The 18,813-nt window shown below is 34.0% G+C and carries 16 protein-coding genes; 15 read left to right on the plus strand and 1 reads right to left on the minus strand.

Features of this window, described 5'->3' with window-relative positions; genetic code table 11:
• The first annotated feature begins 31 nt into the window (after positions 1-31).
• The 15 genes from sov to tsaB all read left to right on the plus strand — a co-directional run bounded on the left by sov (position 32) and on the right by tsaB (position 18,040).
• Complete coding sequence (gene sov / locus NWE55_RS09700; protein ID WP_155090894.1) at positions 32-7,588, plus strand: T9SS outer membrane translocon Sov/SprA; 7,557 nt, start codon at positions 32-34, stop codon at positions 7,586-7,588.
• Positions 7,589-7,863: 275 nt separating this feature from the next.
• The gene (gcvH, locus tag NWE55_RS09705) at positions 7,864-8,244 is read left to right on the plus strand and encodes a glycine cleavage system protein GcvH (RefSeq protein ID WP_155090893.1); all 381 of its coding nucleotides are present in this window, start codon (positions 7,864-7,866) and stop codon (positions 8,242-8,244) included.
• Positions 8,234-8,608: a VanZ family protein gene (locus NWE55_RS09710; RefSeq protein WP_155090892.1), complete on the plus strand. Its 375-nt coding sequence runs from the start codon at positions 8,234-8,236 to the stop codon at positions 8,606-8,608. The genes gcvH and NWE55_RS09710 overlap by 11 nt, the downstream gene beginning before the upstream one ends.
• A 54-nt stretch (positions 8,609-8,662) precedes the next feature.
• Positions 8,663-9,409 carry a deoxyribose-phosphate aldolase gene (gene deoC, locus NWE55_RS09715; RefSeq protein WP_155090891.1) on the plus strand — a complete coding sequence of 249 codons (747 nt, stop codon included), beginning with the start codon at positions 8,663-8,665 and terminating at the stop codon, positions 9,407-9,409.
• Between the two features lie 104 nt (positions 9,410-9,513).
• Positions 9,514-10,416 (plus strand): heme o synthase, encoded by a 903-nt coding sequence (cyoE, locus tag NWE55_RS09720; RefSeq protein ID WP_373425580.1) that lies wholly within the window; start codon positions 9,514-9,516, stop codon positions 10,414-10,416.
• A gap of 2 nt (positions 10,417-10,418) precedes the next feature.
• Positions 10,419-11,000: a cytochrome c oxidase subunit 3 gene (locus tag NWE55_RS09725; RefSeq protein WP_155090889.1), complete on the plus strand. Its 582-nt coding sequence runs from the start codon at positions 10,419-10,421 to the stop codon at positions 10,998-11,000.
• 44 nt (positions 11,001-11,044) lie between these two features.
• Positions 11,045-12,049 (plus strand): cytochrome c oxidase subunit 3, encoded by a 1,005-nt coding sequence (locus NWE55_RS09730; protein ID WP_155090888.1) that lies wholly within the window; start codon positions 11,045-11,047, stop codon positions 12,047-12,049.
• A gap of 21 nt (positions 12,050-12,070) precedes the next feature.
• Positions 12,071-12,427: a cytochrome C oxidase subunit IV family protein gene (locus tag NWE55_RS09735; RefSeq protein ID WP_155090887.1), complete on the plus strand. Its 357-nt coding sequence runs from the start codon at positions 12,071-12,073 to the stop codon at positions 12,425-12,427.
• An 83-nt stretch (positions 12,428-12,510) separates the two neighbouring features.
• Positions 12,511-13,167 carry a hypothetical protein gene (locus NWE55_RS09740; protein WP_230381475.1) on the plus strand — a complete coding sequence of 219 codons (657 nt, stop codon included), beginning with the start codon at positions 12,511-12,513 and terminating at the stop codon, positions 13,165-13,167.
• 1 nt (position 13,168) lies between these two features.
• Positions 13,169-13,792 (plus strand): SCO family protein, encoded by a 624-nt coding sequence (locus NWE55_RS09745; protein ID WP_155090886.1) that lies wholly within the window; start codon positions 13,169-13,171, stop codon positions 13,790-13,792.
• On the plus strand, positions 13,792-14,343 hold the full coding sequence (locus NWE55_RS09750) for a DUF420 domain-containing protein (protein ID WP_155090885.1): 552 nt from the start codon (positions 13,792-13,794) through the stop codon (positions 14,341-14,343). Before NWE55_RS09745 ends, NWE55_RS09750 begins: the two co-directional genes overlap by 1 nt.
• A gap of 19 nt (positions 14,344-14,362) precedes the next feature.
• A complete protein-coding gene (locus NWE55_RS09755; RefSeq protein WP_155090884.1) occupies positions 14,363-14,587 on the plus strand; it encodes a CAMCR motif-containing small membrane protein in 225 nt (74 codons plus the stop codon).
• 86 nt (positions 14,588-14,673) lie between these two features.
• Positions 14,674-16,110, plus strand: coding sequence for a TolC family protein (locus NWE55_RS09760; protein WP_208103231.1), 1,437 nt, complete (start codon positions 14,674-14,676; stop codon positions 16,108-16,110).
• Between the two features lie 6 nt (positions 16,111-16,116).
• Positions 16,117-17,361 (plus strand): efflux RND transporter periplasmic adaptor subunit, encoded by a 1,245-nt coding sequence (locus NWE55_RS09765; RefSeq protein WP_155090883.1) that lies wholly within the window; start codon positions 16,117-16,119, stop codon positions 17,359-17,361.
• A gap of 1 nt (position 17,362) precedes the next feature.
• Entirely contained in the window at positions 17,363-18,040 is a 678-nt protein-coding gene (gene tsaB, locus NWE55_RS09770) for a tRNA (adenosine(37)-N6)-threonylcarbamoyltransferase complex dimerization subunit type 1 TsaB (RefSeq protein WP_155090882.1), read from the plus strand.
• 3 nt (positions 18,041-18,043) lie between these two features.
• Here the strand turns inward: tsaB and NWE55_RS09775 are convergent, their stop codons facing one another.
• On the minus strand, positions 18,044-18,811 hold the full coding sequence (locus NWE55_RS09775) for a mechanosensitive ion channel family protein (protein WP_155090881.1): 768 nt from the start codon (positions 18,809-18,811) through the stop codon (positions 18,044-18,046).
• Positions 18,812-18,813: the final 2 nt, after the last annotated feature.

An 18,813-nucleotide genomic window follows, 5' to 3' on the forward strand; every position in this document is an offset into this window, starting at 1 on the left:
GAATAGTCTTTTAGTAAAACATATTATTTTAATGTTTTTAATATTTGTATCTGGAACTGTTACAGGTTTTGGACAAGAAGAACTATTGCCTGAAGAAACTGAAGATCTAAGTTGGTTGGAACAAGAGGTAGACTCTTTGCAACCTAAGTATGATTTTGGTAATTTTATTATTCCTGATCCCAATATTATAAGAGAATCGTATTCTTATAATCCAAGTAACGACCGCTACTATTTTACGCGAACTGTTGGGGAATTTAATGTTAATCTACCTCTTATATTGACTCGAAAAGAGTATGAAGACCTTGTGTTGAAAAGTGAAATTAGAAAGTATTTTCAGCAGAAGTTTAACGCTATGCACGGACGATTAGAGAATGAAGAAGAACAGCGTGATATGTTGCCGCGTTATTATGTGAATTCAAAACTGTTTGTCGGTATTTTCGGTTCCAATACTATAGATGTTAGACCTTCAGGTTCTGTTGAGTTTGATATGGGGGTGAGGTTTACTAAGCAAGACAACCCCGTGATGTCTGCTCGCAATCGAAAAAACATGATGTTTGATTTTGATCAACGTATTAGTATGGGATTGCAAGGTAAAGTAGGTACAAGATTAAGTGTTAATGCCAATTACGATACACAAGCTACTTTTGACTTTCAGAATTTAATGAAATTGTCATTTGAACCTGATGAAGATGATATTGTTCGAAAAGTAGAAGTAGGTAATGTTAGTATGCCAATCACAGGTTCTCTTATCAGGGGAGCTCAAAGTCTTTTTGGTGTTAAAACTGAATTGCAATTCGGTCGCACGACAATTACTGGAGTTTTTTCTGAGCAAAAGTCGCAGACAACTTCTGTCCGTGCTGATGGAGGAGGAACGTTAGAAGATTTTGAGTTGTTTGCAATTGATTATGATGAGGATAGACACTTCTTTTTATCTCAATACTTTAGAGATAATTACGACCAAGCTTTGAGTAAGTATCCTTATATCAACAGTAGAATACGCATTACTCGTGTAGAGGTTTGGGTAACGAATCGTTATAGTAGATTAGGACAAACTAATAACAATGCAAGAAATCTTGTCGCAATTCAGGATTTGGGAGAAGGTAAGAGTAAGTTTGGCGATAATCGATATGTGTCTTCTCAAGATGCTAATTTCTTTGTTAATTCAGCAGCAAATGCTTATCCAGATAATGCAAACAACTTATATGACCCTAAGAAAATTGGTCAATCCAATTATTATTTAGATAGTAGTATTCGCTTTGGATCATCAGGTAGTTCGGGTATTAATACACAAGTGCAAGAAGGACGTGATTTTGTCAAAGTGGAAAGTGCAAGGAAATTAAACAGCTCTGAGTATACATATCACCCACAACTTGGATATATTTCTTTGAATCAGCGTTTGTCAAATGATGAAGTATTAGCTGTTGCTTTTCAGTATACAGTTGGGGACAAAGTGTACCAGGTGGGTGAGTTTGGAACGGATTCAGGAAACCAAAGTAATTCAAATAACATTAATCAACCTAATACACCTAATACTGGTGAGGAAACAGACAATGTACCTCTTTCTCAGAATTTAGTCGTTAAGATGTTGAAGAGTAGTATTACTCTGACTAATGTTCCACTTTGGCGTTTGATGATGAAGAATATCTATCAAATACCTAATGCTTCATATATTACCCAAGATAGATTTAGATTTAATATTTTATATACAGACCCAAGTCCATTAAATTATATTAGTTCTGTCGATGGAAAACCCTTACCAGAAGGAGTTGAAAAAACACCTTTACTGAAGGTTTTTAATCTTGATAGATTGAATTATACGAATGACCCACAAGCAGGAGGAGATGGATTCTTTGACTTTCTTGCTAATGGAAGTATGCAAAATGTCTATGACCCCAATAATCCCAATGCTAATATGGGAAATAATAGTTACAATAACCAAGGAAACGGTGGTTATGGTAATAACAATGGTTTTGGTAATAATGGAGGCTTTGGTAATAACGGTGGCTTTGGTAATAACGGTGGTTTCGGCAATAATGGAGGTTATGGAAATAGCGGTGGCTATGGCAATAGTAATTACAATCAGTATGGTCGAAATACATTTGATGGTATAACAATCGATGCTGTAAATGGGCGTATTATTTTTACAACAGTAGAGCCTTTTGGAGAACATTTATTTAATCAACTAAAGAGTGGACCTCTTGATAATTCGGATTATGATGTCAAGACTTCTTATAATAAGAATCAAGAGAAGTATGTCTTTAGAGAATTATATACAGGGACAAAAGCCTCAGCTATCCGCAGTCAAAGTCAGAAGAATAAGTTTCAATTAAAAGGTAAGTATTCAAGTACAATGGGAGAGGGAATTCCTATTGGAGCATTTAACGTTGCACCAGGATCCGTTGTAGTGAAAGCAGGTGGACGAGTTTTAATTGAAGGTGCTGATTATACTGTTGATTACAATAGAGGACGAGTGATGATTTTAGATCAAGCTCTATTAGCCTCTAATACTCCTATTGATGTTTCTGTTGAAAATAACACTATGTTTGGTCAACAGACAAAGCGATTTTTCGGATTTAACGTTGAACACAAATTTAGTAAAGACTTCATCGTAGGAGGTACTTATTTGCGTCTGTCTGAACGACCTATGACTCATAAATCAAGTTATGGAGAAGAAGCTGTGAATAATACAATATGGGGTTTTAACGCTCAATATTCTACTGAAGTACCTTTCTTTACTCGTTTAGTCAATAAACTTCCCAATATAGATACAGACGCAGAATCTCGAATTTCATTTAGAGGTGAATTTGCTTATTTGCAACCAGGTTCTTCTAAATTGGATCAAATGAATGGTGAAGCTACTTCTTATGTTGATGATTTTGAGGGAACTCAATCTACAATTGACGTCAAAAGTCCTCATGCGTGGAAGTTAGCAAGTGTACCAAAAGGTTTTTATTTTAAAGATAGCGATGACAATAGGATACCAAGCTATTTAGAAGGCAATAATAGCAAGGGAAGAGTAGGACGTTTAGAAGATGGTTATAGAAGAGCAAAATTATCATGGTATACGATTGATCCAGCTTTTTATGTTGGATCAAGACCCAATGGTGTGACTGAGTATGATTTGTCTTCAAATGTTACACGTCGTGTATACAGTGAGGAGTTGTTTCCCAACAAAGATATTGCTTATGGAGAAAGTAGGGTTATCACTACACTAGATTTAACTTATTATCCAAAAGAGAGAGGGATATATAACTTCAATCCAGACTTTAAAGCTTCTCGTTTGTCAAATACACCAGAGAAGAATTGGGCGGGGATTATGAGAAGTTTAAGTACTTCGAATTTTGAGCAGGCTAATATTGAAGCATTGGAATTTTGGTTAATGGATCCTTATGTAGGAGGAGCAAATGGCGTAGCAAATCAAGGAAATATTGGTGAATTGAAGTTAAACTTTGGATTGATTTCAGAAGATATTCTTAGAGATGGATATAAGCAATATGAAAATGGATTGCCAACTTCAAGTCTGAGTGAAAATAGTATAATCAATACTGCATGGGGGAAAGTACCAGCAGCACCTTCTTTGATTTATGCATTTGATACGAATGCTGATAATAGAAGGATGCAAGACGTTGGTTTGGATGGATTAAGTGATGAGGAGGAAAAAATATGGTTCCCTGATTTTGCCCATTTAGCTGATCCAGCAGCAGATAATTTTGTTCACTATTTAGATGCAGAAGGTGGAATCTTGGAAAGGTATAGAGATTATAATGGAGTGGAAGGAAATAGTCCAGCAGGTGGAAGTCGTGCGGGAAATAATCAACCAGATGCAGAGGATGTTGATGGGGATAATACAATGAATACTATTGATGCTTACTTTCAATATGGAATTGAGATTAAGCCTAATATGACAGTTAAAGATAAATATGTTGTAGATGTTAGGGAAACTACTACGCAGTTGGCAGATGGGTCAGTAGCACCAGTGCGCTGGATTCAATTTAAGGTGCCAATTGATAACAATGGTGAGAATATAGATGGTATCAATAAGAAAAGTAAAGGACAAAAGAATAAGGATTCAGAGCAAAGTACACCTTTCGAAATAGATATGCGTTCAATACGCTTTATGCGTATGTTCGTTACTGGCTTCAGAGATCAGATAACTTTGCGTTTTGGAAGTTTAGATTTAATTCGTTCTGATTGGAGAAAATCGGATAGAGATTATTCTGACTTTAATAAAGAAGGAAGTGAATATGAAGAAGAAAAGGAAAGTACAAAGGCTGCTTTTGATGTAACTTCAGTAAATATTCAAGACAATTATTCACGTAAGCCAATTCCTTACGTTATTCCTCCTGGGGTTCGCCAAGAGCAGATGTATATGAACAATACATTGATTAATCAAAATGAGCAGTCTTTAGCAATGAAAATCTACTCGAAAGACTTGCAAAGTAATACTGCTGGTTTGGCACCTGGTGATGCAAGGGCTGTGTATAAAAACTTCAATGTTGACATGCGTCAGTACAAGCGATTAAAAATGTTTATACACGCAGAGGGAATTGAAAATGGAGGAACTGCTGTTTTGAAAGATGATGAGGCTGTTGCATTCGTGCGAATTGGTAATGATTTAGTTGACAACTATTACCAAATTGAAATCCCACTAAAGGTGACTAATTTTGGAGAAACACTACCTGATCAAATATGGCCAAAAGAGAATGAATTGGATTTAGCACTTGATTTATTGACAAAAATTAAAGTGCTAAAGATGACTGATTCACGTCAAAACAATCAGTTAAATTCTGCTTTCGTATATAAAACTGAAGCTGAATTAGGGGGTGAAAGAGATGATGTTTTGATTGGTATTAAAGGAAATCCCAATTTTGCTAAGGTACGTATGATGATGATAGGGGTAAGAAATAAAGGAGCACATAGTTCTATTCAAGGTGAATTTTGGTTTGATGAGCTTCGTTTATCAGATATGGACAATAAAGGTGGATGGGCGGCAACTGCAACTGTAGATGCTAATTTTGCAGATTTTGCAACCGTATCAGCTACTGGTATGAGATCAACTATTGGTTTTGGAGGTATCGAACAAGGTCCACAACAGAGAAGTAAGGAAGATTACAAGTCATATAGTATTGTGACAAATGTTAATCTCGGACATTTGTTTCCAAAAAAATGGGGGATTGTTTTGCCTTTTAACTATGCTATTAGTGAGGAATTTATAACTCCAGAGTACGATCCTAATAACTTAGACTTAAAGCTTAGTTTGGTTAAGTCAAATGCAAAATCTTCTGCCGAAGCTGAAGAAATTGAAAAAAGGGCAATGGATTATACGAAGAGAAAGAGTATAAACTTTATTGGGGTTAGTAAGATGCGAAATCCTGAGAAAAAATCCCGTATATACGATGTAGAAAACCTTACGTTCTCACACTCATATAATGAGGTTAAGCATCACGATTATGAAATTGAATCAAGTTTAGAACAACAAGTTAGAACTTCTGTAGATTATGCTTATTCATTTCAACCTAAATCGATAGAACCTTTTAAGAATGTTGGTTTCTTAAACAATACTTACTTGCAGATTATTAAAGATTTCAATTTTAACTTGATACCTTCTAATATCTCTTTTAGTACAAATGTACTTCGTCAGTATAATCGTCAGCAGTTTAGATTGTTGGATGTTGAAGGGATAGGACTTGATCCATTGTATAGAAGAAATTATTTCTTTAATTATAATTATGGATTTAATTTTGATTTAACTCGCTCTTTAAGGTTGACTTATATAGGAGGAAGTAATAATGTGGTTCGCAATTACTATGATAGTACTACAGGAATAGTTGACAATAGCAACACAATTTGGGATGATTACTTTAATGTTGGCGAGCCAAATCAATTTACACAACAGATCAATTTAACTTACGAATTGCCTTTAAATAAGATTCCATTCTTGTCGTTTATTAGATCAAGTTATACTTATACTGGTAGTTATAACTGGCAACGTGCTTCAGAAGCTTTTTCAGAAGTGGAGCTTGAAGGAGTAACATATAGTCTTGGTAATACAATACAGAATGCGCGTACGCAGGCTTTGAATACTACTCTTAGCATGGAAACGCTTTATAGTTATTTGGGTATAGGAGGTAAATCAGGTAAGAGTAAGAATGCAACTAAAGCTAAGAAAGCAGCTATCGTACCTGGCCAAAAAGTGGTACAACAAGTCAATAAGGAAGAAAAGGGTGCTGGGGTATTTGGTAAAACAGTTAGTGTGTTTACTGATATTTTGACATCAGTTAAGAATATACAAGTTAACTATGCAGAGAACAGTGGAACAACTTTACCTGGATTTATGCCAGGAGTTGGATTCTTTGGTTCTTCTAAACCAACTTTAGGATTTGTTTTTGGAAGTCAAGCAGATGTTCGTTATGAGGCTGCAAAGAATGGTTATTTGAGTGAATTTCCAAATATGAATCAACCTTTTAGTCAGGTAAGTAATAAGACATTAAATATAACAGCTTCACTTCGACCTATTTCAGATTTAGTTATTGATATAACTGCCAATAGAATGAAATCTGATAATTACACAGAGCAATTTGCAGTCGAAGATGGAAATTATATGCAGCAAGCACCTTATAGTTATGGGAATTTTACAATTTCCACGATGATGATTGGTACGGCATTTTCAAATGCTGATAGTTTTGAGCAAATGAGAAACAATCGAATTATAGTTGCTAATAAGTTAGCTGTTGCGAATGGTATTGATATTAGTAATATAGCGAATTTGGATGAAAAAGGTTTTCCAAAGGGATATAGCTCAAACAGCCAAGCTGTGTTAATTCCATCATTTTATGCAGCCTATACAGGTAAGAGTGCAAGTAGTTCATCAACGAGTATTTTTAAGGATATTCCATTGCCGAACTGGACACTGCGCTATACTGGGTTTATGAAGTTAGGTTTTATAAAGAATCACTTCAGGAAGTTCTCTGTTCATCACGGGTATCGAGCAGCATATACATTGGGGTCATATACATCTAATTTTGACTATTACAAATATCAAAATAATCCAAGTGAATTTGAAGGAGCGAATATACCTTCTAAGTACGTTGTAAGTAATGCAACTTTGTATGAACAATTCAATCCACTGGTGAGATTTGATATGGAGACAAAATCATATATACGCATTCTTGCAGAAGTGCGAAAAGACCGAATGCTTTCACTGAGTTTAGATAATAATTCGTTGACTGAAACCAATGGAAATGACTTTGTATTAGGTCTTGGTTATCGCATAAAAGATGTCGGCTTTAATTCGATGTATGCCAACAATGGTATGGGAGGAAGAATTTCAAGTGACATCAATATTAAGGCAGATCTAACGTTGAGTAAGCGTGAAACCTTGGTTCGTTATTTAGATTTTGACAGTGAACAAGTGGGAGGAGGACAGGATATGTGGTCATTGAGAATTACTGCGGATTATATGTTGAGTAAAAACTTAACTGCTATTTTCTTTTATGATCATTCTTTCTCTAAAGCGATCATGTCTACTATGTATCCAATTACTAATATTAGAGCAGGTTTTACAATGCGATACAATTTTGGAAATTAAGCGCTTATGATAAGTTCTTATTCGCTTTAGGGTAGCTAAAAATTATATTTGAGAGATAGCGTATTCTTTGCAGTGAAATTGGTGTGAAAACACAATGGAGTAAATAGAGAAAGTGCAATGAATAAGAATGAAGGTTTTATTGTGATTTGCTGTATTAACAAAAAAGGTTATATTCGTGCATATATAGTAACAACAAGGAAAGAAGATTGAAAATTTCTTGTGTGAGGATGGCTTTATAGTAATAATATTATACATTTGCTAAAAACTAAATTAAAATGAACATACCAGCTAATTTAAAGTACACAAAAGATCACGAGTGGGTAGCTATCGAAGGAAACGTTGCTACAATTGGAATTACTGATTTCGCACAAAAGGAATTAGGAGATATCGTTTACGTTGAAGTAGAAACAGTTGACCAAACCTTAGATAGAGAAGAAGTGTTTGGAACTGTAGAAGCAGTAAAAACGGTTTCAGATTTGTTTTTGCCATTGACAGGTGAGATTATTGAATTTAATGAAGGTTTAGAAACAGAACCTGAGTTAGTAAATACTGATCCTTATGGAGCAGGATGGATGATAAAAGTTCAATTCACGAATGAGTCTGAATTAGCTGATTTACTTTCAGCAGAAGCATACAAAGAATTAATTGGGGCGTAAATTTTTTTTCTGGTTAGGAGTTATTTGGACAGTATTAGTTTTAATAGCTTGCCTAAGTGAAGGAAGTTCAATTCCCAAAGTATCAGTATTAGATATACCCTTTAAGGACAAAATTGCACATTTTGTATTTTATTTGGTATTTTCAGTATTATGGTATAATTATTTTGCAAAAAGTTGGTTAAAGATCTCGCGAATTTCTTTAACATTTGTTATCTTTACATTAGTTATTGTGATAGGAGGAACAGTAGAATTATTACAATTGTATTGTACTAAAAGTCGCAGTGCTGAATGGGCTGATTTTTTTGCAAATTGTTTAGGAAGTATTACTGGTTTGATACTTTGCAACACAACAATTAAGAAATAGTAAAATATTGAAAGCCCCTTTATAGGGGCTTTTTTAATTTTAAATAATTATATTATGAGAGATTTAAGAGAATTCATGGATTCTACTTATTTGAAAACAGCTGCTCAAGCTGGAGTAAGTGAAGCCGAAAATAACAAAATCGTAGTGGATTTGATCCAAGAGGCTATTGATGAAAAGTTCAAGTTAGCTATGATACGTCCAGAGCAAGTGAAAGTTGGTCGTAAAATGGTTGATGATGCTAAATCAAAAGTTTTGATTGGAACAGTAATTGACTTTCCTGAAGGAAACAGAGGTTTGGAAGCTAAATTGAAAGAGGCTAAACAAGCTGTTGCTGATGGAGTTGATGAGTTGGATTATGTTGTTGATTATACTGCTTTCCAAAAAGGAAATGTAGAGCAAGTAAAGAAAGAAGTTGAAGAGTGTACTGCTTATGGGCTAAAAGCAGCTAGAACTGTAAAATGGATTCTTGAAACTGCAGCATTAAAAGATTCAGAAATTGTGCAACTTACTACATTGATTAAAAATGTTGTAATGAGCAAATTTGACGAGAAAGATTACGGAAGAGTATTTGTAAAATCTTCTACAGGGTTCTATAAAACTGAAGGAGGTAAACCAAATGGAGCTACTATGCCAGCACTTGTGTTAATGGTTGAAAATGCCGGACCACTTGCAGTAAAAGCTTCAGGAGGAATCCGCGATAGAGAATCTGCAATTGAAATGATAAATTTAGGAATTACGCGTCTGGGAACTTCAGCAGCAAAAACAATTGTTGATGGAAGTGGAAAAGTAGATAGCTACTAATTTCTTAAAGAATGGTTATATTCAAAGCTGAAATGGTTGTTTTTAGGGTTTGTTATAAAAATTGATTTATATTTGCAACTCATTAAAAACAAATGAAAACAGCTTTGAATATAACTTCTGAAAAGAGTACATCAATTTCAGTACTTAAGGAATTTAAAGAAATGACAAAAATGGGACTTGCTTTAAGTGTAGTGTTTTCTACATTAGCAGGTTATTTGATAGCAGTTCCGAATTTAAAAAGTATTGATCTTTGGGTGCTTTTAGCTTTAGCCATTGGTGGCTATTGTATGGTAGGTGCATCTAATGTTTACAATCAAATTATTGAGCGTGAATTAGATGCCAAAATGAAACGCACTATGAATCGTCCAATTGCTTCAGGACGAGTAAAACCAACAGCAGCATTTATCTTAGCAAGTGTCTTAACACTTTTGGGAATTGGTATTTTATATGCAATTAACCCTAAAACTGCTATGTTTGGTGCAATCTCAATTTTTTTATATACAAGTGTATATACCCCTTTAAAAACTATTACTCCTTTATCTGTATTTGTAGGAGCTTTTCCAGGTGCAATACCTTTTATGCTTGGATGGGTTGCTGCAACCAATAACTTTGGCATTGAAGCTGGAACATTATTTATGATTCAGTTTTTTTGGCAATTTCCTCATTTTTGGGCTATCGGTTGGTTTTTGTATGATGATTATCAAAAGGGTGGATTCTCTATGCTACCTACAGGTAAAAGGGACTCTAAGACAGCAATGCAGACAATCTTGTATACTGTATGGTTGATAATTGCATCTATTTTCCCTGTAACAGGAATGACAGGTAGATTGTATTTGTCTCCAATATCAGCGGGGCTTGTTTTAATAGCGGGATTATGGATGTTAAGTGCAGCCATTAGATTGTATAGACAAAAAACGGATAAGGCTGCAAGATCATTGATGTTAGTAAGTGTGACTTACATATCATTGATTCAAATTATTTATGTACTAGATAAAATTTTAAGATAACAATGGAAATGACTTCTCAAGAACACTACGAAAGAAAAGGTAAAGCATTAAAGGTTATGATGCTGTTTGGGTTAGGAAGTATTGCAATGGTTTTTGCAGGACTAACAAGTGCTTATGTGGTAAGTGAAACAAGACCAGACTGGTTAACAGATTTTGTTTTGCCAGATTCATTTCTATATAGTACAATAGTTATATTGATTAGTAGTATAACATTTCACTTAGCATATAGAGCTGTAAAATCAGAACAAAGAAGTAAAGCAACAAGTTATTTGCTTATTACTTTGATATTAGGTTTGTTATTCGTTTTTTTGCAGTTCAAAGGGTTTGGGCAGGTTATAGATAATGGTTATTTCTTTACAGGAAGTGAGAGTACAATTACAACGTCGTTTTTATATGTGATCGTAATTGTGCACATTGTCCATTTGATAGGAGGTATTTTATCCTTATTGGTGGTAATTTATAATCATTTTAAACAAAAGTATAATGCACAGCAACACATAGGAATAGAGTTGTGTGCGTGGTTCTGGCACTTTTTAGATGTGCTATGGATTTATTTGTTTTTGTTTTTTACATTCTATAAATAAAAAAATTAAATTAAATTTGAGAACTTTATAACTAACAACTTTTTATGGGAGCGACAGTTACTACAGCAGCTACTAAAGAAAACACATGGGGCGGAGGAAATGAGCCTCTAAAAGTAAGCTACGGTAAAATGATGATGTGGTATTTCATATTATCAGATTCATTAACATTTTGTGGATTCCTTGTAGGATATGGATTTACTCGCTACAAGTTCATGGATACTTGGCCAATTGCTGACGAGGTATTTAATCACTTTCCTTTTTTACATGGAGTTCATGCGCCAATGTACTATGTTGCATTGATGACATTTATTTTAATTTTCTCTTCAGTTACTATGGTGTTAGCAGTAGATGCAGGACATCAAATGAAGAAAGGGAAAGTTGCAACGTATATGTTTTTAACTATTCTAGGAGGATTGGTTTTCTTAGGATCTCAAGCTTGGGAGTGGAAAAACTTCATTACAGGGACTTATGGAGCTGTTGAAACAAGAGGAGGTTCTATTCTTCACTTTGTAAAAGGAGAAGGAGAGGAAGCTAAACAAATCGCTCTATCTGATTTTGCTATTGTTGATGCAAATAGAGATGAAGCTACTTTGACTAGAGGTAAAGGAACGTGGTTTTTAAAAGGACCAAGTGCGCCAACTTACTCAATCGAGGAGATTAAAGCAGGTTTATTAGCGAATCCTGACATTAAGATCAGAACTCAAAAAACACTTGAGAATGCTGAGACAGGTCGTAGATACAAAGAGGTTCTTACAAGAGAGCAGTCTGTTGAAAGAATTAACGATGCTACTATTGTGGTGGAAGGTGCAAACCTAATTCGCAATGAGTATGGTCATAAGACATTCGGAGATTTCTTTTTCTTTATTACTGGTTTCCACGGATTCCACGTTTTTACAGGGATTTTAATTAACGTTGTTATCTTCTTTAATGTTTTATTAGGAACATATCAAAGAAGAGGTTCTTACGAGATGGTAGAAAAAGGTGGTCTATACTGGCACTTTGTTGACTTAGTATGGGTATTCGTATTTACATTCTTCTACTTAGTTTAATTTTTTTAAAAACATTTCATTATGGCAGCAGAAGGAGCACATCAATCAAATACAAAAAAGATCTGGAAAGTATTTTTTATCTTATCACTAATTACAATTGTAGAGGTAGTTTTAGGTATTTTTAAACCAGATTCATTACACCACGTACACATCTTTGGATTAAGCTTGTTAAATTATATCTTTATTATTTTAACAATTTGGAAAGCTTACTATATTATGTGGTCATTTATGCACTTAGAACAAGAGAAATCATCATTTAGATGGTCAGTAGCAGGAGTTCTAGGATTTTTATGTGTATATTTAATTACTTTGGTATTAATTGAAGGAAACTATGTATATGACGTTTTTCATAACTCACAATACAAGTGGATTTTTTAATAACATATTATATTTTGAAAAGGCGGTTTATTAACCGCCTTTTTCTATTTTTGTACGTTACATAGTGTAATTAACCTATAGAGATGAAAAAATACATAATACTTGTTTTACTGTTTGTTATGCCAATTTGTGCATATTTATTTTTTGCTACAGGTGTAAATCAATTTGAGCGCTTACCTGTAATAAGTGAAGGCGTAAATGAATTTCCAAAAGGTGAAAGCTTTTTAGGGGGCCAACCTACATTGGAAGGGAAAATTACTGTGTTAGGGTTTCCTGGTGCGCACCTTTTTAAGGATAGAGGCGATGCTTTTAATTTGAATCAAAAGATATACAATAAATATCGTGAGTTTGACGATTTTCAATTGGTGATGGTATTGCCTATTGGAAGTGAGGAACAAGCACAACAAGTCGTTGACGAATTGAGTCCCATTTCAGATATGTCTAACTGGAACTATTTGTTTGTAGAACCAGAGGACTTGAAAACTTTTTTTAATTCTTTAGGAACAGTGGGGAAACTGGATGATGATTTAGCAAGTACAAATGTTTACCTAATTGATAAAGATAGGAATTTACGTGGTCGTAAAGGAAAGAGTAAGGGAGGGAAGTTTGAGTATAAAGAAGGATATTCTACAATTAGTGCTGCAGAACTGCACAATGATATGATGGATGATGTAAAAGTTCTTTTAGCTGAATATCGCTTAGCATTAAAACAATATAAACGTATAAATAAAGCCGACTAACATGAGAGATAAATCTTATATCTGGATTTCTTTTATTGTCTTAATTTTTGGTATCTGGGTAGTGCCAAAAGTAATTAAGAAGTTTGAGAAAGCAGACTTAATGTATATGGGTACTGCGCCCCATTTTGAATTGACTAACCAAGATGGTAAGACTATCACGAGTGACAATTATAAAGGGAAAGTTTATGTCGTGGAGTTTTTCTTTGCTAATTGTCCGACTATTTGTCCTATTATGAATATGAATATGGTCAAATTGCAGAATGCTTTTTATGGGAATATGAATTTTGGTATTGCCTCAATAAGCATTGATCCTGTAAATGATACTCCAGAAGCTCTAAAACGTCATGCAACGGAGTTAGGTGTAAAGAACCCTTACTGGTACATGATGACTGGAGATGGTAAGTATATTTACGATTTAGCTAAGAAGTTCAATTTATATACTGGAGTTAATCCAGAGGCAGCTGGTGGTTTTGAACATTCTGGTTTGTTTGCATTAATTGATAAAGAGGGCAATATCCGTTGTCGTAAAGATGAGCATGGTAATCCTATTTTATATTATGATGGAACAGACGATGAAGCTGTAGAATGGTTAAAAGAAGATATTAAGTTATTATTAGATGAGTAATGGAAGGAAGTAAAAATAGTATAGAGCAAAAGTACAATAAGTGGATATGGATTTTATCAATTGCAATTCCTGTTGTTGTCGCTATTTTATTTGGTGTTAACTTACAAAAGTTAGGTTATGATGTAAAGCCTTTGAGCTTTTTGCCACCTATATATGCTACGATAAATGGTATAACAGCAGTTTTATTAGTAATAGCAGTATATGCTATTAAGAAAAAGAAGAATGTCAAATTACACGAGCGCTTAATTAAGTTGTGTATTTGTTGTAGTGTTGCTTTTTTAGCAATGTATGTAGCTTATCACATGACTTCGATTGAAACTAGTTATGGAGGAGAAGGTTTTATACGCTATGTATACTTCTTTATTTTGATCACGCATATTTTATTATCTATTATTATTATCCCATTTGTATTGGTAACTTTTGTTCGTGGAATTGCTGGTGCTTATGAAAGACATAAAAAATTGGCGCGTATAACATATCCTATGTGGTTATATGTAGCAGTAACAGGTGTAATTGTTTACTTAATGATTTCTCCGTATTATGTTAATTAGTAAAGCAAAAGTGGTTTATATGAAAAGATTAGTTTTATTTTTTTTGTTTTTTATACTAAGTATTCATGACTCGGTAGCTCAATGTGCAATGTGTCGTGCTGTATTAGAAACAGAAGATGGAGGAGTAAAAGCTGAGGCTGTTAATGATGGTATTGTGTATCTTATGATATTCCCATACTTATTAGTTCCATTAGCTCTTTATTTAAGTTATCGCGTATATAAAAGTAAAAAATCTACAAAATAAGTTTAGAAAGCCGCTGTTATTAGCGGTTTTTTTTATTTCTTTATGTTAACAATATAACAAAGCATTAATTTTATTATATATCGCGAATGAAGAATTATTATTGTAATTTTCTGGTCTTCGTTACTTTTTTTATGAGTTCTTTATTGGTGTATAGTCAGGAAAAGACTTGGACGCTTGAGGAATGTATAGATTATGCTATAAAGAATAATATACAAGTGAAGCAGTATGAATTAGAGAAGGAAGCTGCTTACTTGAGAAGGCAATTGGCTTTGGGGGATTTTTTACCCGCATTAGATGTTTCCGGACAACATCGATGGACAATTGCAGATCAACCTGATTTAATCACCAATAACCTTAGCTCTCAGACACTTCAATCAACTTCATTGGGGCTGAATGTAAACGTGGATATTTACAAGGGGTTAGCTAATCATCATAAAATGGTTAAGGCTAGGATAGATTTTTTAGCTTCTGAGTATAAATCTCAACAGATGAAAGAGAATATAGCCTTACAAGTTATTAATTCTTATTTGCAAATTATTTTCAATAAAGAATTGGTCAAGACAAATTCAAATCAACTTGAATACGATTTTAGTCAAGAGGAGCGTACAAAAGATTTGGTAGATGCTGGTGTTGTGCCTGCTGGAGATCTATTAGAAGCAAAGGCGACAGTAGCAACTTCAACACAGAGGTTAATTTTGTCAGAGAATGAATTGGTGATGGCTAAGCTTAGTTTAGCACAGCTTTTGCAATTGGAATCTTATTCAACTTTTGAGGTAAGTGATAGTAATTACGAAGTTGAGAACGATGAGATATTAGCTTATACTCCAGATGAAATAATTGAAAGGGCGTTTGATGCTTTAATGAATATAAAAATTGCAGAAGCCAATTTGGATATTGCTGATAGAAATGTGAAAATTGCAAGATCCGCCTATCATCCTACAATTGCTGGTTTTTATAATTTTAATTCAAGTGCGACTTATGCTGATAGAGTAATAGGACAAAGAGCAACAGGAGAATCAACACCTATAGGATTTGTAAATCAAACAAATCAGGCCGTTTCAAGTCCCAAATATCAATCTGTGATTGGCGGACCTGAAGCTTTTTTTGATCAACTGTCTAATAATAAAAATTCTGTATTCGGTGTTTCTATCAGTATACCTGTTTTTAATGGATTTAAAGTCAGAAATAACCTTCGATTAAGTAGATTAGCAAAAGAGCAAGTAGAAAATGAAAAAGAGGTGGCTATTTTGGAATTAGAACAACAAGTTTTTCGAGCTTATACTGATACTAAGAATGCATTAAAGAATTATGAGGCGAGTGTATTGACACTTGAATCACGTGAGAAGTCACTTGAGTATGCCAAAGAAAGATATTCAGTAGGTCTAATTAATATTTTTGAATTAAATCAAAATCAAACTTTGTTTGTTACGGCTCAGTCCAATATGTTAAAGTCAAAGTATGACTATATTTTTAAAACCAGAATATTAGAGTATTATTTTGGCATTCCACTATTTTCAAATTAAGAGTTTATGAAAAAGAAGTACTTATTAATTATTATCGCAGTAGTAGCCTTAGTTATAATTGGCTTCGCTTCAGGAGTATTTGGACAGAAGGAAAGTGAAAGTATTGTAACCACTATAGAGCTTGATAAAACAGATATTGTAGAAACAGTTTCTGGTACAGGAAAGATCCAGCCAGAAATTGAGATTAAACTTTCTTCAGAAGTATCGGGAGAAATCATAAATTTGCCCGTTAAAGAAGGGCAAGTTGTCAAGAAAGGTGATTTACTTGTTGAGATTAACCCTGATTTATATGAATCTATTGTAGATAGAAATAAGGCTATATTGGCTACCAGCGTGGCGGGTTTATCACAAGCTGAAGCTCAGTTAACTGAAGCTCAAGCAAGTTATAATCGCTATAAAACACTTTATAAGAAAGGGGTGATTTCAGGTTCTGAATGGGATAAGGTTGTGTCAACTTATGAAGTAGCTAAAGCAACACAAAATTCAGCTTTTTACAATGTGGAAAGTGCAAAAGCTGCTGTGACTGAAGCACAGAGAAATCTTTTGCGAACAAGTATTTATTCACCTACTTATGGTACGATATCGCGCATAGATGTAGAATTAGGTGAACGAGTTTTGGGAACCCAACAAATGGCTGGTACAGAACTAATGCGTGTGGCAAATTTAAGCAGAATGGAAGTTGAAGTTAATATTAATGAAAATGATATCGTCAAGATAAAGGAGGGAGATGAAACAAGAATTAATGTTGATGCGTATTTGAAGAAAGAGTTTAGGGGAATTGTAACGAGTATCTCTAATTCTGCATCAAATCAAACTTTATCAGCAGATCAAGTCACTACTTTCAAAGTGAAGATTCAGATTTTGGAGGAGTCTTATAAGGATCTGATAGATTCGAGAATTGAAAATTATTCCCCTTTTAGACCTGGAATGACTGCTGCTGTTGATATTATTACCAATGTTAAAAACGGTATTTATGGTGTTCCTATCAGTGCTGTTATAATGCGTAGCCCAACAGATACTGTGAGGAACTCAGAAACCAGTAAAAAGGTTTATGATAAGGAATTAATGAAAGAAGCGGTATTTGTAAATCAGAAGGGAGTTGCAAAACTTAGATTTGTAAAAACAGGCATTCAAGATGATAAAAATATAGAGATTGTAGCAGGGCTTGAGAAAGGGGATGAAGTTATCACTGGACCCTATTCTTTGGTAAGCCGTACGTTACAACATGGAGATAAGATTAAAGTTGAGTAGAATGATTACAATTTTAAATATTGAAACTGCAACTAAGAATTGTTCAGTTTCTTTATCAGTTGATGGAAAAATAGAAAAGTTAGTTGAAATTGCGGAAGAAAACTTTTCACATGCAGAGAAACTTCACGTTTTTATTGAAGGAGTATTAAAGCAATGCAATAAGAGTTTGAAGGACCTTGCAGCAATTGCGATTAGTCAAGGGCCAGGTTCTTATACGGGCTTGCGAATAGGTGTTTCATCCGTAAAGGGCCTTTGTTATGGGTTGAGTATTCCGATGATTGCCATTGATACCTTAGAGGTTTTAGCGAGAAGTGTAGTAAAAGAATCGGGAGTTATTGTCCCTATGATTGATGCAAGGAGAATGGAAGTCTTTTCTTGTGTATTCGATAAAGAGTACAATCAATTAACCCCTATTGAGGCGGTAGTAGTAGATGAAAATTCTTTTGAGAGCCTGTATCAGTACGACAAAGTGTATTTTATAGGAGATGGAGCTTCGAAGTGCAAATCCGTTTTAACGAAAGATAACTTCGTGTTTTTAGATGATATAATTTACCCTTCAGCAAGAGAAATGGTAGAGGTTAGTTATCAAAAGTATGTAAATAAAGATTTTGTTGATGTAGCCTACTTTGAACCTTTCTATTTGAAAGATTTTGTAATGGCAACAAAAAAAAATAAGTGATGCTTATAAAGCATCACTTATTTTTTTTGATTCAAGTAAGATATAAGAAAATACCTGGTTGTAATTATCGTGTTCAACCCAAGCTTGTACTGTATAAGTAATCTTAGTATCTAGTAGCTCTTTAATTAGTATTCTCGGTTTAGGTTGATTGAGTATTGAGTCATTCTGCTCTAATTTTGCTTGTAGTAATGACATAAATTCAACGGTATTCTTTACTAAAGAAGTTTGCACAGGAACTTCTAATCTTCTCAAATTATTTTGAGATATATTCTTAATTTTCCCATTAGATAAAACTCCATTGGGTATGTACACAATGTTGTTTTGGTAAGTTTGGATTTGCGTAGAGAAAATATGGATTGTCAATACCTTTCCTGTTTCCCCTTGAGCTTCAATTATGTCGCCAATTCTAAAAGGCTTGAACAGAATAATGAGTACACCTCCTGCAAAGTTGCTTAAAGATCCTTGTAAGCTCAATCCAATAGCCAAACTCATAGCACCTACAATAGCTACAAAAGAACTTGTCTGTATACCAAGTTTGGAAGCTATGATTACAAACAAAAGAATGCGCAAACTCCAAATGAGAACATCAATTAAAAAACTGGCAAAGGTTGGGTCAATTCTTTTTTCGAGAAATAATTTATTTGCAATTTTTTTTAGTGATTTAATTGCAAACATACCTATTGCAAGTATAATAAGAGAGGTGACAACTTCTGGTACAAAAACAAATATTTTCTCTATATAGGTACTCAGTAAAGTATCAAGTTTATCCATGA

Origin of the sequence: Myroides albus, assembly GCF_024722315.1 — a bacterium.
GTDB lineage: Bacteria > Bacteroidota > Bacteroidia > Flavobacteriales > Flavobacteriaceae > Flavobacterium > Flavobacterium album_A.